21 protein-coding genes are annotated in these 19,617 nt (G+C 62.9%); 3 read left to right on the top strand and 18 right to left on the bottom strand.

The features are described 5' to 3' along the window. Positions 1-2 precede the first annotated feature (2 nt). Positions 3-506 carry a DUF1772 domain-containing protein gene (locus ACBG85_RS03575; protein WP_047269656.1) on the bottom strand — a complete coding sequence of 168 codons (504 nt, stop codon included), beginning with the start codon at positions 504-506 and terminating at the stop codon, positions 3-5. After that, positions 503-1,336, bottom strand: coding sequence for an NAD(P)H-binding protein (locus ACBG85_RS03570; protein WP_050656737.1), 834 nt, complete (start codon positions 1,334-1,336; stop codon positions 503-505). Before ACBG85_RS03570 ends, ACBG85_RS03575 begins: the two co-directional genes overlap by 4 nt. 80 nt (positions 1,337-1,416) lie before the next feature. Between ACBG85_RS03570 and ACBG85_RS03565 the strand changes: the two genes are divergently transcribed. Then, positions 1,417-2,376, top strand: coding sequence for an AraC family transcriptional regulator (locus ACBG85_RS03565; RefSeq protein WP_050656736.1), 960 nt, complete (start codon positions 1,417-1,419; stop codon positions 2,374-2,376). Positions 2,377-2,397: 21 nt separating this feature from the next. Here ACBG85_RS03565 and ACBG85_RS03560 read toward each other — a convergent pair whose 3' ends face one another. The 14 genes from ACBG85_RS03560 to ACBG85_RS03495 all read right to left on the bottom strand — a co-directional run bounded on the left by ACBG85_RS03560 (position 2,398) and on the right by ACBG85_RS03495 (position 14,431). Next, positions 2,398-2,820: a rhodanese-like domain-containing protein gene (locus ACBG85_RS03560; protein WP_003945445.1), complete on the bottom strand. Its 423-nt coding sequence runs from the start codon at positions 2,818-2,820 to the stop codon at positions 2,398-2,400. After that, complete coding sequence (locus tag ACBG85_RS03555; protein WP_007726989.1) at positions 2,817-3,335, bottom strand: cysteine dioxygenase family protein; 519 nt, start codon at positions 3,333-3,335, stop codon at positions 2,817-2,819. The genes ACBG85_RS03560 and ACBG85_RS03555 overlap by 4 nt, the downstream gene beginning before the upstream one ends. Positions 3,336-3,596: 261 nt before the next feature. Continuing rightward, entirely contained in the window at positions 3,597-4,412 is an 816-nt protein-coding gene (locus ACBG85_RS03550; protein ID WP_007726991.1) for a type III pantothenate kinase, read from the bottom strand. A 3-nt stretch (positions 4,413-4,415) separates the two neighbouring features. Next, a complete protein-coding gene (panD, locus tag ACBG85_RS03545) occupies positions 4,416-4,862 on the bottom strand; it encodes an aspartate 1-decarboxylase (RefSeq protein ID WP_003945761.1) in 447 nt (148 codons plus the stop codon). Positions 4,863-4,889: 27 nt separating this feature from the next. Next, the gene (panC, locus tag ACBG85_RS03540) at positions 4,890-5,822 is read right to left on the bottom strand and encodes a pantoate--beta-alanine ligase (RefSeq protein ID WP_003945953.1); all 933 of its coding nucleotides are present in this window, start codon (positions 5,820-5,822) and stop codon (positions 4,890-4,892) included. Continuing rightward, on the bottom strand, positions 5,815-6,756 hold the full coding sequence (locus ACBG85_RS03535; protein WP_372026236.1) for a Rossmann-like and DUF2520 domain-containing protein: 942 nt from the start codon (positions 6,754-6,756) through the stop codon (positions 5,815-5,817). Before ACBG85_RS03535 ends, panC begins: the two co-directional genes overlap by 8 nt. A gap of 110 nt (positions 6,757-6,866) precedes the next feature. Continuing rightward, entirely contained in the window at positions 6,867-7,988 is a 1,122-nt protein-coding gene (locus tag ACBG85_RS03530) for a DUF6779 domain-containing protein (RefSeq protein WP_193748391.1), read from the bottom strand. 68 nt (positions 7,989-8,056) lie between these two features. Then, on the bottom strand, positions 8,057-8,524 hold the full coding sequence (locus tag ACBG85_RS03525; RefSeq protein ID WP_153213529.1) for a DUF3180 domain-containing protein: 468 nt from the start codon (positions 8,522-8,524) through the stop codon (positions 8,057-8,059). A gap of 17 nt (positions 8,525-8,541) precedes the next feature. Continuing rightward, on the bottom strand, positions 8,542-9,045 hold the full coding sequence (gene folK / locus ACBG85_RS03520; RefSeq protein WP_003945848.1) for a 2-amino-4-hydroxy-6-hydroxymethyldihydropteridine diphosphokinase: 504 nt from the start codon (positions 9,043-9,045) through the stop codon (positions 8,542-8,544). Further along, positions 9,042-9,407 (bottom strand): dihydroneopterin aldolase, encoded by a 366-nt coding sequence (gene folB, locus ACBG85_RS03515; protein WP_003945780.1) that lies wholly within the window; start codon positions 9,405-9,407, stop codon positions 9,042-9,044. The genes folK and folB overlap by 4 nt, the downstream gene beginning before the upstream one ends. A 1-nt stretch (position 9,408) precedes the next feature. After that, on the bottom strand, positions 9,409-10,269 hold the full coding sequence (gene folP / locus ACBG85_RS03510) for a dihydropteroate synthase (RefSeq protein ID WP_020968349.1): 861 nt from the start codon (positions 10,267-10,269) through the stop codon (positions 9,409-9,411). Positions 10,270-10,274: 5 nt separating this feature from the next. Continuing rightward, a complete protein-coding gene (gene folE / locus ACBG85_RS03505; protein WP_019746783.1) occupies positions 10,275-10,892 on the bottom strand; it encodes a GTP cyclohydrolase I FolE in 618 nt (205 codons plus the stop codon). A 59-nt stretch (positions 10,893-10,951) separates the two neighbouring features. Beyond that, a complete protein-coding gene (gene ftsH, locus ACBG85_RS03500; protein ID WP_058039266.1) occupies positions 10,952-13,516 on the bottom strand; it encodes an ATP-dependent zinc metalloprotease FtsH in 2,565 nt (854 codons plus the stop codon). Between the two features lie 267 nt (positions 13,517-13,783). After that, a complete protein-coding gene (locus ACBG85_RS03495; protein WP_007727006.1) occupies positions 13,784-14,431 on the bottom strand; it encodes a FadR/GntR family transcriptional regulator in 648 nt (215 codons plus the stop codon). 99 nt (positions 14,432-14,530) lie between these two features. On the opposite strand from ACBG85_RS03495, the gene ACBG85_RS03490 reads away from it, so the two are divergent. Beyond that, entirely contained in the window at positions 14,531-15,871 is a 1,341-nt protein-coding gene (locus ACBG85_RS03490) for an SLC13 family permease (RefSeq protein WP_372026233.1), read from the top strand. Between the two features lie 28 nt (positions 15,872-15,899). Further along, the gene (locus tag ACBG85_RS03485) at positions 15,900-17,309 is read left to right on the top strand and encodes an acyl-CoA synthetase (protein ID WP_372026232.1); all 1,410 of its coding nucleotides are present in this window, start codon (positions 15,900-15,902) and stop codon (positions 17,307-17,309) included. Positions 17,310-17,666: 357 nt separating this feature from the next. Here the strand turns inward: ACBG85_RS03485 and ACBG85_RS03480 are convergent, their stop codons facing one another. After that, a complete protein-coding gene (locus tag ACBG85_RS03480; RefSeq protein ID WP_064688653.1) occupies positions 17,667-18,281 on the bottom strand; it encodes a DUF2510 domain-containing protein in 615 nt (204 codons plus the stop codon). A 778-nt stretch (positions 18,282-19,059) separates the two neighbouring features. Continuing rightward, positions 19,060-19,614, bottom strand: coding sequence for a hypoxanthine phosphoribosyltransferase (hpt, locus tag ACBG85_RS03475; protein WP_003941159.1), 555 nt, complete (start codon positions 19,612-19,614; stop codon positions 19,060-19,062). Positions 19,615-19,617: the final 3 nt, after the last annotated feature.

The following is a 19,617-nucleotide window of genomic DNA, read 5'->3' as shown; positions in this document are numbered from 1 at the left end:
GACTACTGGGCCGTGTCCACCGCGTTTGTTGCTGGTAGCACCGCGGCCACCGCGAGCACGATTCCCGACAGCAGGTACAGCCCGACCCGAACGTGATTCCACATAGTCCAACCCGCCTCGTACGACGCCCATGCGGCCGCGTCGATAGTGCTGACCGAGGCAAACGCGTCGTTGCGAGGGACGTGGTAGATCGCGGTCACCGCGAAGGACGCGAGCACCCCGACGCAACCGACGACAGCAAGGACCCAGCCGTCCGGTCTGGAGATCGCTGCCCAGATTCCAGCGGCGATCGCGGTGAGCGCCGATCCGACCAGCGGCAGCATCAACGCACTACGCGGCGCTTCGACGTTGATCGCCTGCATCGACGTGATCGCGGTATGTGCATCGACCGACCGCAGAGCGGGCATCACGAAGGACGAGAAGGCAAACAACGCACCACCGGCGACGAGCGCGCCGAGGGCAGTCACCCCGAGCAGCAGCTCCAAGAAAATCTCGGATTTCTTCACGACCAGACCCCCGTTCGAGCAGCCTCGGCGGCAAAAGTGGTGAAATCTCGAGCGGGTCGTTCCAGGACCTCTTCGACGACGCCGGTCACACTTTGATTTCGTCCGTCGAGAACCTCGGCAAACAGGTACCTGAGTAACTCCACGACGTCACTCGGGACGCCGACCTCCGCCATGCCGTCGGAAAACTGTTTGAGTCCAATTCTTTCGAATGTCACGAGACGACCCGACGCCGTCGAAATCGCATCCACCGCCGCCGCGAAAGTGAGCAACTCCGGACCTGTCACCTCGAGAACTCGGCCGAGGAGGTCGGTTCGAGTCAATGCGGCCACCGCCACGTCGGCGAGATCGTCGACGTCGATGAACGGCTCCCCCACCTCACCGACCGGAAGTGCCAGGTGGCCTTCCCGAATCGGATCGAGTAGGTACCCCTCACTGAAGTTCTGGGCAAACCAACTGGCCCGCACCACAGCCCATTCCAGACCGCTGTCGGCGAGAACCTGCTCGGCTTTCTGCGCCGCCGGTTCACCGCGCCCGGACAGGAGCACCATGCGACGAACCCCTTCGCGGTACGCAAGCTCCGCGAACTCCTCGATGTGGGTGCTCGATTCCGGAACAGCCAGATCTGGCGCATACGTCACATATGCCACGTCGACGCCGGACACTGCTGGCTGCCACGTCGTCTGATCGTTCCAGTCGAAACGCGCCCCGGATGTTCTCGATGCGATTCGGGTACGGATTCCCACCGCCGTCAGCCTCTGCGCAACGCGCGCACCGGTCTTGCCGGTACCACCGATCACTACTGCCGATTGAATGTCGCTTGTTGTCGTCATGCACTCATTCGACCGCGGAGCGTCAATACGATCCATAGCCGAAGGTCACAAAAACATACGCCAGCGTCTACGGTCGAAGCATGGATGCATTGTCGATGATGCTGGCCGGATCGCGGGCGGAGGGCGCTTTTCTACTGCGCTCGCTGCTCGATCCACCGTGGTCATTACGTATCGAGGACCACGCACCGATCACCGTGCTGGTTCTGGTTCGAGGCAGCGCGGTCGTCGTCTCCGACACCGGACAGACAGAAGATCTCGAGGCCGGCGACGTTGCACTGTTGCGCGGCCCCGATCCGTATACGGTCGCCGATCACCCGGACACACCAGTCCACGTACTGATCGACGAAGCACAGAATTGCGCTGCGGTCGACGGCACACCACTCGAGGACATGTCGGTTCTCGGCGTTCGCACCTGGGGCAACTCGACCAGTGGTCAGACCGTCATGCTCACGGGCACATACCGTTTGGACTCCTATGTCAGCCGTCAGATCCTCGACAGCCTGACACCCGTCGCGGTAGTGCGACGCAGCATCGAAACCGCGCCGATGACAAACCTTCTGGAACAACAGATCGCCGCCGACGGGCCCGGACAGGAAGTGTTGTTGGACAGGCTCCTGGACCTGGTCCTGATCTCAGCGGCCCGGACCTGGTTCGCCGAGAACCCGAATCGATCACCGCGATGGATCAAGGCCTACGAGGATCCCGTCATCGGGCATGCCTTGCGGCTCATACACAATCGGCCGGAACACCCCTGGACGGTCGCGAGCCTGGCCCAGGAGTCCGGCAGCTCGCGAGCGGCCTTCGCGCGCCGGTTCACCAGCCTCATGGGGCTCGGACCTGTCGGCTATCTGACCGAGTGGCGACTGTCCGTGGCGGCAGATCTGCTCGCAGACCCGGCACGAACGGTGTCGTCGATCGCGCGAGAAGTGGGTTACTCGAGCCCCTTCGCCCTCACAACCGCGTTCACCCGTCATCACGGAATGAGCCCGAAGATGTACCGCCAGACCCGCTGTGCGCCTTTATTAACCGCCCGCGGTTAATAAAGGCGCACAGCAAATACCTCAATGAGCTGACACAGCCGCCAACTCGCGGGAGCAATGACGCACTCCGCTGAGCGCACCGAGCAGGCCGGCGGCCTTGATCGCCTGGTATCCACCCACGAGATCGGTGGCCTTGTGCAGACCCAACTGCTGCAACGACGCTGCGGCCAGGCTCGAGGTGTAACCCTCGGAGCAGACGATCACCCACTCGACGTCGTGGTCGGTGGCCAACGCGAGGTGTGCGCTGCTGGTGGGGTCGAGGCGCCATTCGAGCACGTTTCGCTCGATCGCGAGTGCACCGGGAAGAGTTCCCTCGATGGCGCGCTGCGCCTGCGGGCGAATGTCGACGAAGATCGCGCCGCGGTGGAAGGCTTCGGTGAGCTGGAAGACGTACATACGATCGATCTGTGCGCGAGCGTCGTCGAGCATTTGGTCGATGGTCATTTGGTGCCCCCCTCGGGCAGGTCGGTCAGCTCGGTACGGGTGCGGCGAAGTGTCCGGTGATCCGTCACTTCGTAGAAGGACATTGCCGTCAGCGGCGGCGAGTAGGCGTGAACGCTCAGAGTCGGTGCATCAGAGCTGATTTCGATCGGAGCACCGGGAGCATCCGTCGAACGCACGACATCGTGAACCCATCCGAGCGGGAACGAAGCCTGATCGCCGGCGTCGAGCTGGCGTTCCACCAGGGCGTCACCGGCCCAACGGAATTCGGTGAGCGAACCACTGAGGACGGTCAAGGCACCGAACGAGCCTGCGTGGTCGTGCAATTCGGTGTTGCGTTCGGGCACCCAACTGATGAGCCACACATCGACGTCGTCGTCCGCGTGCAAGCGGGTGGACCAACGGTCGAGCGTCGGGAAGGTGTCGGGGATGAGGTGATCGAAACGGCCGTCGAGCACGCCGTTTGCTCCCTCGTCGGTCAGACGCAGCAGATCGGCCGGGCGAAGGCGGGTAGGCAACGACGCACCACTCGGGCGACGTCCGGACGCCCCACGGTTAGCGCTACGACCTGCGGAAACAGCACGGTCAGCAGTAAGAGTCGGGGCCAAAACAGAGAGATCTGCAGAATATGTGGATAGCACGAGCTAGCTCCAAGGAATGTGAATTGGTCAAGGCAGCGGTCAGCCTCGACAACACTCCTGAGCACCCATGCAGCGATTCACGAGCACCATTGTGGCATAACTTTTGCAATCGCGAAACCGCTGGAACGAAACCATCGATCAGGCGACGGGTCGTCGACCGGATCCACGACGCGCCTGATTGCGCTCGAAGACCAACCTCAGCCCCTCGAGGGTGAGGTCCCGTTCGAGGTGATCGATGGTGTCGGACTCGGGAATGATCAGCGGTGCGCTGTCCCCGGTCGCGATCACGGAGACGTCGTCACCACCGAACTCCGGTAGTTCGTCGCGGACGCGGTTGACCAATCCGTCGACGAGGCCCGCAAAGCCGAATACCGCACCGGACTGCATGCATTCGACGGTATTCTTGCCGACCACCGAACGCGGGCGCACCAATTCGACCTTGCGCAGCGCAGCGGACTGCGACGCCAAGGCATCGGTCGAGATCTCGAGTCCGGGCGCGATGCAGCCGCCCAGAAACTCACCCTTGGCGGAAACGACGTCGACACAGGTCGACGTACCGAAGTCCACGACAATGCATGGCCCCTCGTAAAGATGATGAGCGGCAAGGCTGTTGACGATCCGGTCGGCTCCCACCTCTTTGGGGTTGTCCACCAGCAGTGGCACACCGGTGCGAATACCCGGTTCGACCACCACATGGGGAACGTGACCCCAGTACCGCTCGAGCATCACACGGATTTCACGCAAGACGGACGGCACTGTCGACAGCGCCGCAACGCCGGTGATCTGATCGACATGAGAACCCAACAGCCCACGGAAGGTCAACGCCAACTCGTCGGCAGTCATCCGAGGATCGGTTCGCATTCGCCAGTCCTGCAACAGCTTCGAATACTCACCAGTCCCGGAGAACAGACCGAGAACGATGTTGGTGTTCCGGACGTCGACCGTGAGCAGCATGGATTACACCAGGCTGGATTCGCGCGAGGCCTCGAGCGTCGACAGCATGCGTGGGGTGATCAGACCCGAACCCTCCGGCGCGTGAGCCGGGTCGGAACCGAGTTCGATCTGCTTGTTGTCGGCATCGACGAAGACTACGCGCGGGGAGTACTCCTTGACTTCCTGCTCGTTCATCACGCCGTAGGCGATGAGGATGACCAGGTCGCCTGGCTTGACCAGATGCGCTGCCGCACCATTGATTCCGATGACACCGGTTCCGCGCTCGCCGGCAATGACATACGTCTCGAGACGCGCACCGTTGTCGATGTCGACGATGCACACCTGTTCGCCTTCGAGGAGGTCTGCGGCGTCCATCAGATCCTGGTCGACGGTGACGGAGCCGACGTAATGCAGGTCGGCGTGAGTCACGGTGGCGCGGTGGATCTTCGACTTCATCATCGTGCGAAACATATCCAGGTCCTTACTCGTGAAAAGTGCTCAGTGAGACAGCAGGTCGTCGATGGCGTCGGCGGATGGGTCGGTGTCACGCTCGAGGAAGCCGGTTCCCACCGCGACACCGACGTTGTCGATCAAACGGGTGGTTCCGAGCTTGGCGGCCACCAACAGTCGACCGTCACCTCGCTCGGGCGCGGGGCCCAGATCGACGCCCCGAACCTCGAGGTAGTCGACCTCGATTTCCGGAACAGCTGCCAGAACAGCGCGTGCGGTTTCCAGGATTGCTTCCGCTCCCCCAGCCGCCGCGTGTGCACCGGCGATCAGAGCGGCGGACAGCGCGACCGCTGCCGCGCGCTGGTTCTCGTCGAGGTAGCGATTGCGAGAGGACAACGCGAGGCCGTCGAACTCGCGAACCGTCGGAACTCCGATGATCTGTACATCGAAGTTGAGATCCCACACCATCTGACGGATGAGCGTCAGCTGCTGGTAGTCCTTCTCACCGAAGTACGCGTGATTGGGTGCCGCGATCTGCAGCAGCTTCGCCACTACCGTCAGCATTCCCGCGAAGTGAGTGGGGCGCGCTCCGCCTTCGAGTTCGCTACCCAACGGGCCCGGCACGATGGTGGTGCGCTGACCACGCGGGTACATCGTCTTGGCGCTCGGCGCGAACACCAATTCGACGCCCTCGGCGCGCAACAGGTCGAGATCCGCATCGAGAGTGCGCGGGTACGCGTCCAGATCTTCGCCGGCACCGAACTGGAGCGGGTTCACGAAGATGGAAACGATCACGACGGCGCCGGTGACCTTGGCCTGACGAACCAGTTCGATGTGGCCGGCATGCAGCGCACCCATCGTCGGAACGAGCGCCACCTGACGCCCGACACCTCGCAGTGCCCGCGAGACGCGCCGAAGCTTGTCCGGATCGTGGTGCACCGTCAGTTCGCCGCGCTTGTATCCGCCCTGCAGATCACTCACGACGGTCACCTCCCGTTTCAGTCAAGATGTCGAACAATTCGGTGGGGGCGCCCACCCGCTGGGCCGATCGCAAGGACATCGCCCGATAGCCGGCAGCGAGCTCCGGATCCAGGTCTGTCAGTACGCGCAAATGTGCGTCGACAGCAGCAGCGTCGCCGCGTGCCACCGGGCCGGTCAACGCCGAGGGACCGCGTCGTAGCGCGTTGTCCAAGGCCGCCGACAGCAGCGGCTGCAGGACTCGCTCGGCCACTCCACCCGGATCGCCGTCGACCAACTGCTGACCGAGCAGCTCGTCACCTTGCAACGACGCTCGCAGGGCCTCGACGGCGTCGACCACGAGCGTGACCAGGTGATTACTGCCGTGAGCCAGTGCGGCGTGGTAGAGCGCGCGGTTCTCCTCGCGCACTCGGACGGGCTCGCCGCCGATCTCGAGGACCAGTGACTGCGCGATCGCGTAACCGATGTCGTCGGCAGCGGTGATTCCGAAGCATGCCGACGACAGCCGTGCGGTGTCCTCGTCGTGACCGGTGAACGTCATCGCCGGATGGATAGCCAGGGGTAGTGCGCCCAGTTCGGTGAGTGGAGTCAGGATCGCGATCCCGTTGGCACCGGACGTATGGGCGACGAGCGTGCCCGGCTTGACGGCATGGGTGGCCGCCAGACCTCGAACAAGATCCGCAAGCTGATCGTCAGGAACGGCGAGAATCAGCAACTCGGAACGAGCTGCGACGTCGGCAGCCGGAAGAATTTCGGTATCGGGAAGCCGCTTCACAGCGCGGGCAACCGAGGCGCTGGAGACGGCGGAGCAAGCGCTGACAACATGACCGGCTCGCTCCAATGCGGCACCGACAGCTGTTCCGACCCGGCCTGCTGAGACAATTCCTACCGTCAATCGCGCAGGTGCAGGTCCATTAGTGATCCCGAAGGAAGTCACCGGATTCCTCTCGTTCGTTCCAGTCCCGCTCGGCGGGTACCAGACGTTCTGCGTCCGAGGATATCCTTCGCCCGAACCGTCATGCCATGGCCGGGCGAGTGATCTGCGACTCAGTCCTCTCGGCGACGGCGTCGACCGGAGCCTTCGGACGGGTTGTTCGAACTCAGGTTTGCCATGATTTCGGCGACGGTCAATCCGTTGGAATGAGCACCACTGGCGGCATCTTCCGGAGCAGCACGGCGACGACGTCGCGGCTCCGCGTCAGGCTCCGCAGCGGATTCGGGTTCAGCTTCCGCGACAGCTTCGGGAACAACCGCGGGAACAACCTCGGGCACCTCTTCGACGACAGCGTCTTCGATGACGGCATCTTCGATGTTCGGGGCCTGGGCGGGAGCCTTGACTTCAGGCTCGACCGGCGCGACCGGCTCCGAATCCTTCTTCACCGGAACGTCTTTCACCGTTCGTGTCGGCGAGGAACTCACCGGAGAACTCGGTGCTTGGTTCCCGCTCTGGGGCTTCTGCGTCTCTTGTGACTTCTGCGTCTCTCGAGACTTCTGGGTCGGGATGACGCGCGGCGCCACGAAGCTGCTGTCACGCCACGACGTCTCCGCGAACACGACGGTTGTCTCAGCAGTCACCGGATCGTCGTTGGGCGAAGCCAAGCCGCCGACGTTCGGTGCCGGTTGGCTGGGCCCGCTCTGGCCGGCGCCGGGAACGTACAACCCCGACGGTGCCGGCTGGTACGCGCCGTACGAACTACCGCCAAGTTCCGGCACTCGCGTCGAATCGGTCTTGAGCGCGGTCTGTTCGGGCAGCAGCCCACCTTCGAACAGTGCTTCGAGGTTTCGGCGCAGCGCCACCAATTCGGCGCGCAACCCGGCCAGCTCCTCCGCGTCCGCGGTCACCTCACGTCGCACGCGACCTTCGACGCTCAGTTCGTACTCGCGTCGAGCAGAAATTTCACGTTCGAGCTGCAGTTCGTACACGGTCTGCAGATCGGCAACCTTGGCTTTGTCCAGTGCCGACTCACGCCGATACTTGGTCATGGCGATAGCGCCGAGGGTGGCTGCCCACAGAGCGACGACCAGACCCACCCGAAGAAGCTGAACGCTGTTGCTGAAAATCAGAAACAGCGAAGCAATGACAGCAAGTGCCAGAAGAGCAGCAATGATCATCTGGCTCGCGCTGCGCTTGCTTCGGCGCGCAGACTTCGATCGACCAGAATTTGTCATGGTTGCCAGGGTACTTGCCGAGACCGGGGTCGCCACGTACCTCGGTGGGTGATTTGCCGACCAGGCTGTCAGTGCGCAGGCTCGTCAGGTGTATCTTCCGGCGTCTTGCAACAATGTTCGAGCCACAGAGCTGCCGCTACCAGCGCAATTGCGGCGCCCAACCCCACCCACGCGCCCGGCGTGTCGGAGGCTGCAGCCTGCAGAACCGAGCGCTGTGGGATGAGATACACCAGCACTCCGACCCAGACACCGACGGTAGCTGAACCGACCAAAGCGGATGCTTTGGCCAATGCCAGCGCTCGGGCGGCGGTGATCGGATGAAGCTGTCTGAGCCCGTCGCCGACCTGCCGGTTCTTGACGCGTGAACGAATGACAAAAGCGAAGACGGCCTCGGCAACGGCGACGAAGTAGAGCGACGCTCCCGCATAAACGGGGATGGGCGGCATCGAACCGTAGAACACGCGAATCAGAATCCAGGTGGCCACGGCCGCCACTGCGGCGAGTACCGCGAGTTCACTGATCCGGGTCGGCTTCAAACCCTTGTCTTTTTCGGTCACCGCGCAAGCACCACATCGGTAGTGCGGACACCTTCGCGCTCAGTGCGATCGAGGCCGTCGAGAATTTGTGCCACCGGCAACTTCTGGCCGTCGACGATCAGCGTCGCGTCAGGCTCGACGTCCAGCCAGGGAACGAGAACGAATGCCCGAAGATGCGCGCGCGGATGCGGAAGTGTGAGCACGGGATCGGAACTGACGACGCCTTCGCAGTCGACTACGTCCACGTCCAGGCTCCGTGGCCCCCACCGCTGTTCGCGCACCCGGTCTGCGGCTTCCTCGAGAGCTTGCGAGCGGCGAAGCCATTCAGCGGCATCGGCTTCGGGATCGTCGACCACCACCACCGCGTTGTAGAAATCCTGCTGCTCGACGCCACCCCACGGCGCGGTCGAGTAGACCGGTGAAACAGCAACGACGGCGCTGCCCAACCCGTCGACAACGGACTGCAGGTGAGCCACGCTGTCGCCGATGTTGGAACCGATCGACAGAACAGCGCGCGTCATGCCGATCGGGTCCGATGCGCGACGACGGCAACGTCCGCAAAAACCAGCGGAATCGGTGCCGACGGTTTGTGGACAACAACCTCGACGCTCTCGACTCGCGAATCTTTCATGACGTCGTCGGCGATCTCCGCGGCGACGGTCTCGATGAGATCGCGCGACGGGCCGGCGACTATCGCTGCGGCGGCTTCCGCCAACTCGCCGTAGTGCAGGGTCTGCGTCAGGTCGTCCGACGCCGCGGCGGGAGCCAAGTCCATCCATACGGTGATGTCGATGAAGAAGTCCTGACCGTCACGCTTCTCGTGGTCGAACACTCCGTGATTGCCGCGAACCTTCAGTCCGCGCAATTCGATTCGGTCCCCCATGTCAGGCCCTTTCTCGTCCACGGTTCCAGGCGTCGACCACGGCAATGGCGTCGAGCGAAGCTTGTGCGTCGTGCACCCGAACTCCCCAGGCGCCCTCGCGCGCTGCAAGGGCGGAGACCACGGCCGTCGCAGTCTCGCGGCCACCAGGTGGACGCGGATTGCCGTCGGGATCGCTGAGCAGAGACCCCAGGAACCGCTTGCGGGAAGCGCCGACCAGTACCGGGAATCCGGTCGCGTTGAACTCGGGTAGTGCTCGCAACAGGGCCCAGTTGTGGTCGGCGTTCTTCGCGAACCCGAGGCCGGGGTCGAGGATGATCGACGACGAATCGACCCCTGCTTTCAACGCCAGATCGACCTGCGACAGCAGTTCGTCACGGACGTCGCGGACCACGTCGTCGTAGTGATCGGCGCTGCCACGATGGACGTAGTCACCGGCCGAGCGCCAATGCATGAGGATCCAGGGCACTCCGGCGTCGGCCACAACGGAGGCCATGTCGGGGTCTGCGCGACCACCCGATACGTCGTTGACGATGCCTGCGCCCGCTTCGATCGCGGCGGCGGCAACGGAAGCACGCATCGTGTCGACGCTGACGCGAATTCCGGCTGCCACCAGTTCTTCGATCACCGGGGCAATTCGGTCCGCCTCGAGTTTCGGATCGACACGGGTGGCTCCGGGGCGCGTCGACTCGCCGCCGACGTCGACGATGTCGACGCCGATGCGTTGCAGTTCGAGTCCGCGAGCGATCGCCGCGTCACGATCGAGAAATTGACCACCGTCGGAAAACGAATCGGCGGTGACGTTCAGAATCCCCATCACGACCATCCGGGCCGGATCGCTGCCTGCAACGGGAGCCGCGGACATCTTGCTCACTTACGCAGGATGAGGTCCAGCGCTTCGGACCGTGAGGCCGCGCTGGATTGCAGGAGCCCACGAACCGCAGACGTGGTCGTGCTGGCTCCGGGCTTGCGGATACCGCGCATCGCCATGCACAGATGCTCGGCTTCGATGACGACGATGGCTCCACGCGGGTCGAGCTTGCGCATCAAAGCGTCCGCGATCTGACTGGTCAGGCGTTCTTGAACCTGCGGACGCTTGGCGTACAGGTCGACGACGCGCGCAAGCTTCGACAAACCGGTGACCTTGCCCGACTTTCCCGGGATGTAGCCAACGTGAGCAACACCGTGGAAGGACACCAGGTGGTGCTCGCACGTCGAGAACATCGGAATGTCTCGCACGAGCACCAACTCCTGGTGACCCTCGTCGAAAGTCGTGTTCAACGCGTCGTCAGGTTCGGAGTACAAACCCGCGAAGATCTCCTTGTACGAGCGCGCAACCCGGGCCGGCGTATCGAGCAGGCCTGGGCGCTCCGGATCTTCCCCGACCGCGATCAACAATTCCCGTACGGCAGCCTCTGCCCGCGCCTGATCGAACGGGCGGCCCGTTCCGAGCGACACCAGTTCACTGGCCACATCATTCACCGACAACCGAACTCTCCTCGAGAATTGTTCACAGGTCCCCCGCCGCAGAGCCTAGTGGCGCCAGGTCAGCGAGATCCGTCCGGTCCGTCCCAGCGAACGGTGCTCGGTCCCTCGTCCTCAGCCGAATGATGCGGAGGAGGAGTTTGCGGCTGTTCCGGTGCGGGGCTCTGCCACTGGTTTTCACCCGACGGGTTTCCCCGGTTCGGATCGGCGAAGGGTCCACTGTCCGGATACTGCACCGGGTAATCGGGCTGCGCGGGGTAACGACGGCCGGGATGCGGCTGCTCCGGGTACGCCTGCTGTCCCGGGTGCGGCTGGCCGTACTGCCCCTGATCGGGCTGGGGCTGACCGTGTTGGGGCTGACCGTACTGGCCCTGCGACTGGTTCGGCGGGGTCGGATTCTGTCCACCGGTGTACCCACCCGACTGCTGTCCGGGGTACGTCGGCGACGGGTTCTCACGCGGAGGCCAACCCGGTGCCGACCATCCGGCGGGCGCTCCGTAGTCGGGCGTACCCGGTTGCGGAGTCTGCTGCGGAGCACTCGGCTGCGGGTACGAAGGCTGTGCGTAGCCGTTCGAGGGCCCCTGGTTGCCGTTGTTGGGGAGACCACCGTTGTTGGGGACACCGCCGTTGGGGGCACCGCTGTTGGGTGCGCCTGCCTTGACGAGAACAGGTGCGGCAGCGGGCTCCGGCCAGGTTTCGCCGCGCTCGATCGCGAGTTCGCGAGGAGTCTTCACCGGCGGACGATCCGAAGGCGTGCGCCCACCGAAATCGTTGAAAGCCGTTATGCGCGGACGCTTTTCGACGCCGGCAAGGATCTTCTCGAGGTCCTTGCGAGTCAACGTCTCACGCTCGAGCAGTTCGGTAGCGATGAGGTCGAGCGCATCGCGGTACTCGTTGAGGATTGCCCACGCTTCGGTGTGCGCTGCCTCGATGAGGTTGCGCACCTCTTCGTCGATTTCACGGGCGATCTCGTGTGAGTAGTCGGACTGAACGCCCATCGAACGGCCGAGGAACGGATCCCCGCCCTCCTGTCCGTAGCGAACCGCGCCGAGCTTGGCACTCATGCCGTATTCTGTGACCATCGCGCGGGCGATCTTGGTCGCCATGTCGATATCGGACGACGCTCCGGTGGTGGGCTCGTGGAACACCAACTCCTCGGCGGCGCGTCCACCCATTGCCATGACGAGACGAGCGATCATCTCCGAACGCGTCATCAAACCCTTGTCGTCCTCGGGCACGGTCATCGCGTGGCCACCCGTGCGACCGCGAGCGAGGATCGTGACCTTGTAGACCGGCTCGATGTCAGGCATTGCCCAAGCAGCCAGCGTGTGACCGCCCTCGTGGTACGCCGTGATCTTCTTCTCGTGCTCGCTGATGATGCGACTCTTACGCCGCGGTCCACCGACAACACGATCCACCGATTCCTCGAGCGAGGCTTCGGTGATGACGGTTCCGTTTTCGCGTGCGGTGAGCAGCGCAGCCTCGTTGATGACGTTGGCGAGATCAGCACCCGACATTCCGACGGTCCGCTTGGCGAGACCTTCGAGGTCGGCGTTGGGATCGATCGGCTTGCCCTGCGAGTGCACGCGCAGGATCGCGCGGCGACCGGCGAGGTCGGGGGCGCCGACCGGAATCTGGCGATCGAAGCGTCCCGGACGCAGCAGTGCGGGGTCGAGGATGTCGGGGCGGTTGGTTGCGGCGATCAAGATGATGCCGGTGCGATCACCGAAGCCGTCCATCTCGACGAGCAACTGGTTGAGTGTCTGCTCGCGCTCGTCGTGTCCGCCGCCCAGTCCTGCGCCGCGCTGACGACCGACGGCGTCGATCTCGTCGACGAAGATGATGCAGGGGCTGTTCTGCTTGGCCTGCTCGAACATGTCGCGAACACGCGAAGCACCGACACCGACGAACATCTCGACGAAGTCCGAGCCGGAGATGGTGAAGAACGGGACGCCGGCTTCGCCTGCGACAGCGCGAGCGAGCAGCGTCTTACCGGTTCCGGGAGGGCCGTACAGCAGGACACCGCGCGGAATCTTGGCGCCGAGCGCCTGGTAGCGGGCCGGGTTCTGCAGGAAGTCCTTGATCTCGTACAGCTCTTCGACAGCCTCGTCCGCGCCGGCGACGTCGGCGAACGTGGTTTTCGGCATGTCCTTGGTGAGCTGCTTGGCCTTCGACTTACCGAATCCCATGACTCCGCCGCGACCACCGCCGCCCTGCATCCGGTTCATGACGAAGAAGAAGATGCCGAACAGAATGATCATCGGCAGCACGAACAGAAGGATCGACGTCAGCCAGCTCTCCTGAGTGACCGTCGTGTTGAACTTGTCCGCACCGGCGCCTTCGACCTTGTCGAAGATCTGCTCCGACGCACTCGCGGGGTACTTCGCCAGGATCTGCGTCTTACCGTCGGTGGCGTCGTTGCCGTTCTTGAGCCACAGACGAACCTGCTGCTCACGGTCGTCGATCTGCGCCGACTCAACGTTCTTGGCGTCGAGTTGGGAGATCGCGACCGAGGTGTCGACGGTCTTGAAGTCGCGGGTGTCGTTGCTGAAGTAGCTGAAGGCATAGATCACCAACAGCACGACGGCTACGAGTAGCACGTTACGGAACACAGTCTTACGGTTCATACAGGTCGGCCGATGTGGCCGGTCCTTTCGAGAGTGCGGGTCTGCCAGGTCGCCTTCCGGCTGCCAACCGGACACCTGCAGGTTACCGCGATCGGCCCCATCGATGCCCGCCAGCGGCCGTGCCGCTTGGTTGGAACGGTCGTCACTGTGTTCAACGTGCGCATTGCCGATCAGGTTCCCGGGCTACGTCGCAGCACAGTTTCCTGTGAGCGAACATGCCCATAGTGGTTATCGTGCGCTTTTCCGACGCTCGTCCGTCGTTATTCGTCAGGCCGTTTCGGAGAGGATTCCCGCAACAGCGTCAGCGGCGCCCGATTGGTCACCGTCGATGATCCGGTGCGCGAGCTGATCGAGTCGCGCAGACAGTCGCGCCGAGGACTCGGGCACGTCCGCCTGCTTGGCGATGGTGTCGTCGAGATCAGCCAGTAAGCCGCCACCGGCCAGGTGCCTGACGCAGCGCCATGTCTCGGCGAAGTTTCTCGCGGTCCCGTCGTCGGTCAACATCGCGACCCGAAGCGCAGCGTTGGGATTCGACGCCGCCGCCCGAGCCAGGCCGGCCATGATCGCTTCCCTGGCAGCAGTCAGTTCGTCGACGGTTCGGTCTTGCAACCGCACTCCCGAATCCGCAGACCTACCCGCGTCGGGCGTCGGAGCTTCACGAATCACCGCTCCGTTACCGTGCTGAATTTCGACTCTGCCCCGAATCTCGAGGGCCACGAGCGCTTGAGCCAGCGACGCGCGACTCACGCCGAGTTCGGCAGCCAGGCTGCGTTCGGGAGGAAGCCGATCGCCGGGCGAAAGACCTTGAGCCTCGATGAAATTCGAAATGTGCTCGGCCAACTGCTCATACAGACGCGGACGCTTCAATCGTCCGGGCAGGCCCGAGCGCGAGCCGGGCGATGACGTCGAATTCATGCCTCGGAGTGTACTTGACAAATGGAGCAGTGGCAGAGAGGCTAGGCCAATTCCAAGTGATGCAGACCACAAGCTGGTCGCGAATGGATTGAGAGTTCGATGGCAAATGTCATAGCCCTGTCAGTACTTGTCCTGGTGTTCGTCATATCCACCGTGAGGTCGGTGAACATGGGTGCGCTCGCCCTGGTGGCTGCCTTCGTCGTCGGAACACTGGTCTTCACCGTCGATACCAGCGAGATCCTCGACGGCTTCCCGGCCAGCCTCTTCGTCATCCTGGTCGGCGTCACCTACCTGTTCGCGCTGGCCAGAAACAACGGCACGGTCGACTGGATCATTCACGCGGCAGTCCGCGCGGTCAGAGGACGAGTGGCCCTCGTGCCGTGGGCGATGTTCGCGGTGTGCGCGGCCGTCACCGCCATGGGCGCGGTCAGTCCCGCTGCCGTCGCCATCATCGCGCCCGTGGCAATGGGCTTCGCCACCCGCTACCGGATCCACCCCATGCTGATGGGCTTCATGGTCGTCCAGGGCGCAACGGCGGGCAGCTTCTCCCCTATCGGGATCTTCGGTGTGATCACCAACGACGTCATGCGTCAGAACGGCCTCCCGTCGAGCCCGGCCTTGCTGTTCGTCTCGACCTTCGCAGCCGCGGCCGTTGTTGCCGCAATCGCGTACGTCTCGTTCGGCGGTCGCGCATTGATTGCACGCGGCGCCTCCGAACGCGTGCTCGTCAGCGCAGTCGGCAACGCGTCTGGCGGTGGCGACACCATCACCGGTTCGGGTTCCGGCGACAGCTCGAAGGGTGGCGGCAAGTCCTCGGGTGGGACCGCTCCGCACGAGGGAGCACTCAACCTCGAGCGGCGACTCACCCTGCTCGGACTGGCGTCGCTTGCACTCGGCGCCTTGGTCTTCGACCTTGACGTCGGCTTCACCGCACTGACTGTCGCGGTACTTCTCACCCTGATCTTCCCGGCCTCCGCCCGCGGCGCCGTCGACAAGATCAGCTGGGGCACCGTGCTCCTCATCGGCGGAATCGTCACGTACGTCGCTCTTCTGCAGAACCAGAACACCGTCCAGTGGCTCGGGGATTCTGTTGCACACGTGGGGATTCCACTTCTCGCGGCGTTCTTGATCTGTCTGATCGGCGCGATCGTGTCGGCGTTTGCATCCACCACGGGAATCCTCGGCGCACTCATCCCTTTGGCAATTCCATTCCTCATGACCGGTCAGGTCAATGCAACCGGTCTGGTCATCGCGCTGGCAATCTCCTCGTCTCTGGTCGATTGCAGTCCGTTCTCGACCAACGGCGCGCTGGTGGTCGCGAACGCCGCTCCGGAAGAACGCGACGTGGTGTTCGGGCTGACGATGCGGTGGGGCATGACCATCATGGTGGTGACGCCGATTCTCGCCTGGCTGATGTTCGTTGTTCCCTGGTCCGTCTGAATCTTCGCTCAAAGAAAGGGAACTCGCGATGAACAGCGAATCCACACTTCTGCGCTCCCTCGACCCCCGCATCTTCGACGATCACGGAGCGGCGGTCAGTTTCGGCGAAGGCGCGACCCTCTCTCGCGCCGACTTGTTTGCCGCCGCCACCGCGGTCGCCGATCGAATCCATGGTGCACAGCGAGTGGCAGTACAAGCCGCCGCCGGCCTCGAGACAGTGGTCGCCGTCGCCGGCGCGCTGATCGCCGGTGTTGCCGTGGTCCCGATCCCGCCGGACTCCGGCCCGCTCGAACGTCAGCACATCATCGCCGATTCCCAGGCCGAACTGATACTCGGAGACGGACCGTCGGATTCGAGTATCCCGTTGATTCCCATCGATATTCACGCGCGATCTGCGACGTCCTATCCCGAACCGAGCGCGGCAGCTACCGCACTGATCATGTACACCTCGGGAACCACCGGAGCTCCGAAAGGCGTTGTCCTCTCGCGAGCATCGATCGCAGCGGATCTCGACGCGCTCGCTCATGTGTGGAATTGGACGCCAGAGGACACACTCGTCCACGGACTGCCCCTCTTCCACGTCCACGGGTTGATTCTCGGCGTGTTGGGCGCCTTGCGCGTGGGTTCGCCGCTGATTCATACCTTCAGACCAACTCCGGATTCGTATGCCGCAGCGGGTGGCTCGTTGTACTTCGGTGTTCCAACCGTCTGGTCACGCGTGTGCGGTGAGCCCTCGGCGGCAGCAGCATTGCGATCCGCGCGCTTGCTCGTGTCCGGAAGTGCACCACTTCCGGTTCCATTGTTCGAGCGGATGAAATCGCTGACCGGGTTGGCTCCCGTCGAGCGCTACGGAATGAGTGAAACCCTCATCACCGTCAGCACGACGCACGACGGCGAACGTCGCCCGGGTTGGGTCGGGCACGCCGTTCCGGGAGTCAGGACGAGGTTGCGCGGCGAGAACGGCGAATTGTCGGCGCACGACGGAGAGCAGCTTGGGCAACTGGAAGTTGCGGGCGCCGTTCTCTTCGACGGGTACCTCGGGAACCCCTCGAAGACAGCGGAATCCATGACCGAAGACGGCTGGTTCCGCACCGGCGACATCGCGGTGATCGACGACAGCGGATTCCACCGCATCGTAGGTCGCGAGTCGGTCGACATGATCAAGTCCGGTGGATACCGCATCGGTGCCGGCGAGGTGGAACAGGCACTTCTGGCATACCCCGGCGTTCGCGAGGCCGCCGTCGTCGGTGTGCCGGACGACGATCTCGGACAGCGCATAGTCGCGTTCATCGTCGGCGACGTAGCCGACTGCGCTGTGGTTTCGGACTTCGTCGCCGAATCACTGTCGATCCACAAGCGCCCACGCCAGGTTTGTCTGGTGGACAGCTTGCCCCGCAACGCTATGGGCAAAGTCCAGAAGAAGCTGCTGACGCCCTGAAGGTGTACTCGCTTGCGCAATCGGCGCGGTGCGGTCGTGAGTTCTGCACGACCGCACCCGATACCAGCATCGAGACGGCGGTACAGCACCGATGCGCCTCAAGGTTCTCACTCGCACTCGCATAGTTTGCCGCCAGGCTGCCCCGTCACTCGCGGAAGTCTTTTCGTTTCACGAATCGCCGAGGACCCGGTCGCACCCGCTACGAGGATGGTTACCTTGCCAGCTCCCTGCGTAAGTCAAAGCCAGCCATCACCTTGAAACCAAACGAAGCTGAGCTAGATAACGACCTACCGCCCGTGAACTCGATTGCAGCATCCCTTCGACGGTAAGCGTCCAAGGGATTCGATGCCTTACTAATCAGGGCTTCCCAAGTCCGTAGGTGAACTCTCCAGAACTCCAGTTCATCGTCGCGTGGTACTTGTATCCACTCATCATGCCGTCGCCCTTATTCTCGTTGGCTGCGAAGCACTCAAAGACCGTGGTTTTTTCAGATAGGTCATCAGTCGAACCACCCCCGACAGGGGAACAGGACACCGAAATAATCGGTCCGTCCATAAACCCTTTCGTAACGTGATCCTCAGCCATTGTCTTGACGCTGCTTTCAATATTGGTCACCGCCAAGATACGTCGGGCGCGTTCGCTAGCATCCTTACTCTCCTGAGCGGATTTTTCGGCGGCAACGCGGGCAGCTTCTTCATCGGCCGCCAACTGAACCGCCGCTGCCGCTGCATCCCGCTCAGCCTTCACGTTGGAATCATGGGACAGTTTCCAGACTGTACCGCCGACCGCCGCGAGAAGAACAATCGCCAGCACCGCTATCAAAACCTTCTTCGGTGGCCGCTTGCGCGATGTGGGCGAGTCCTTCGAGTCCGGCGCCGGCAGGGGTAGCCACTTTGCCCCATCCCAGTAACGTTGACCGCCCGCTGGATCTGGGTACCAGCCCGCGGGTATCTGGTCAGATGGCTCGGACATCGTCGTGCTCCTTCATTCCTGGATAGAACCGATCACACTGGTGGGTGTGGTTGGAAATTGCCAAAATTAGCGAATCTGTCCCATCCATAAATCTTGAATGCAACGCGTTCGGGACCGGTCCGCTGAAACGGATTTCGTTAGTTCAATCAGAATAGAGAGTGATACCGACAAACCGTCCAGTTTTGGAGATCGAGCGCCACCCTATCGGAACAAAGGACGAGCCTTGGACCTACTACCTCGCCTTTTCCAGGACGAAACTCACCTAACCGCAGCACCTAGTCGGCGAGTACCCCGACTTCAGCCGTACGCCGTCGATGAACTTGCCAGCACGGCCAAAATATGAGGAGCCGTCGAAAGCGCATAGCCACGCCTACCATCTGCGATTGATCGAGAGATCAATCCATCGACGCGAAATTTGCGTGTTTTATGGGTACGTTCAAGCATCGCGGCTACTTGTCGGAGACACGTGACATCGCCATGTTTCGAGTCTGTGGCCGTAGCCGTGGACACATCAGCAGGAACTTCGAGATGCCTCAACGGAAATCGCCGGAAGACTATTCGCTGATCTGCGAATTGAACCACTTCACAGAAATTTGGGATGCCACGCAGGGATGCAGCTGCGTTATCCACGTCAGTTCACAACTCGGAAATCAAATTCATCCCGATCCCAACACAAAACTGGAACGAACCGCTCAGCGCCCCGACACAGAAACCATTTGGAGCACGACGATGTCTTGCCCAGGGTCCGCGCTTGAGCCGCACTCAGGCGCGAGCAGGCTCAGCCGCCGTAGACCTCGGGGTCCAGGGTGCCGATGTACGGCAGATCGCGGTACCGCTCGGCGTAGTCGAGGCCGTAACCGACGACGAACTCATTGGGGATGTCGAAGCCCACGTCGCGGACGTCGACGTCGATCTTGACCGCATCCGGCTTACGGAGCAGGGTGACGACCTCGAGCGAAGCGGGATTACGTGTCTTGAGGTTGCGCATCAGCCACGACAGCGTGAGACCGGAGTCGATGATGTCTTCGACGATCAGCACGTGGCGACCGGCGATGTCCTTGTCGAGGTCCTTGAGGATGCGGACGACGCCCGAAGACGAGGTCGAGGATCCGTAGGAGCTCACGGCCATGAATTCCATCTGCGACGGGATCGGCAGGGCGCGGGCGAAGTCGGTCATGAAGAAGACCGCTCCCTTGAGGACGCCGATCAGCAGGAGATCCCCTTCGGGGGCGCCTGCCGGGTAACGCTTGGCGATGTCCTCAGCCAGTTCCGCCGTTCGTGCACGGATCTGTTCTTCGGAGATCAGTACCGATGCGATGTCGCCCTCGTACACGCG

The organism is Rhodococcus sp. NyZ502 (assembly GCF_041464245.1).
Classification (GTDB): domain Bacteria; phylum Actinomycetota; class Actinomycetes; order Mycobacteriales; family Mycobacteriaceae; genus Rhodococcus_F; species Rhodococcus_F qingshengii.
The sequence above is the reverse complement of the archived record's forward strand: the minus strand, read 5'-3'. Positions and strand labels throughout refer to the sequence as shown.

Excerpts from the sequence above, each read along its gene's own strand:
- ACBG85_RS03570 (WP_050656737.1), bottom strand. The coding sequence starts at position 1,336 with ATGACGACAACAAGCGACATTCAATCGGCAGTAGTGATCGGTGGTACC.
- ACBG85_RS03565 (WP_050656736.1), top strand. The coding sequence starts at position 1,417 with ATGGATGCATTGTCGATGATGCTGGCCGGATCGCGGGCGGAGGGCGCT.
- ACBG85_RS03560 (WP_003945445.1), bottom strand. The coding sequence starts at position 2,820 with ATGACCATCGACCAAATGCTCGACGACGCTCGCGCACAGATCGATCGT.
- ACBG85_RS03550 (WP_007726991.1), bottom strand. The coding sequence starts at position 4,412 with ATGCTGCTCACGGTCGACGTCCGGAACACCAACATCGTTCTCGGTCTG.
- panD (WP_003945761.1), bottom strand. The coding sequence starts at position 4,862 with ATGTTTCGCACGATGATGAAGTCGAAGATCCACCGCGCCACCGTGACT.
- ACBG85_RS03530 (WP_193748391.1), bottom strand. The coding sequence starts at position 7,988 with ATGACAAATTCTGGTCGATCGAAGTCTGCGCGCCGAAGCAAGCGCAGC.
- folK (WP_003945848.1), bottom strand. The coding sequence starts at position 9,045 with ATGACGCGCGCTGTTCTGTCGATCGGTTCCAACATCGGCGACAGCGTG.
- folB (WP_003945780.1), bottom strand. The coding sequence starts at position 9,407 with ATGGGGGACCGAATCGAATTGCGCGGACTGAAGGTTCGCGGCAATCAC.
- folP (WP_020968349.1), bottom strand. The coding sequence starts at position 10,269 with ATGTCCGCGGCTCCCGTTGCAGGCAGCGATCCGGCCCGGATGGTCGTG.
- ftsH (WP_058039266.1), bottom strand. The coding sequence starts at position 13,516 with ATGAACCGTAAGACTGTGTTCCGTAACGTGCTACTCGTAGCCGTCGTG.
- ACBG85_RS03495 (WP_007727006.1), bottom strand. The coding sequence starts at position 14,431 with ATGAATTCGACGTCATCGCCCGGCTCGCGCTCGGGCCTGCCCGGACGA.
- ACBG85_RS03490 (WP_372026233.1), top strand. The coding sequence starts at position 14,531 with ATGGCAAATGTCATAGCCCTGTCAGTACTTGTCCTGGTGTTCGTCATA.
- ACBG85_RS03485 (WP_372026232.1), top strand. The coding sequence starts at position 15,900 with ATGAACAGCGAATCCACACTTCTGCGCTCCCTCGACCCCCGCATCTTC.
- ACBG85_RS03480 (WP_064688653.1), bottom strand. The coding sequence starts at position 18,281 with ATGTCCGAGCCATCTGACCAGATACCCGCGGGCTGGTACCCAGATCCA.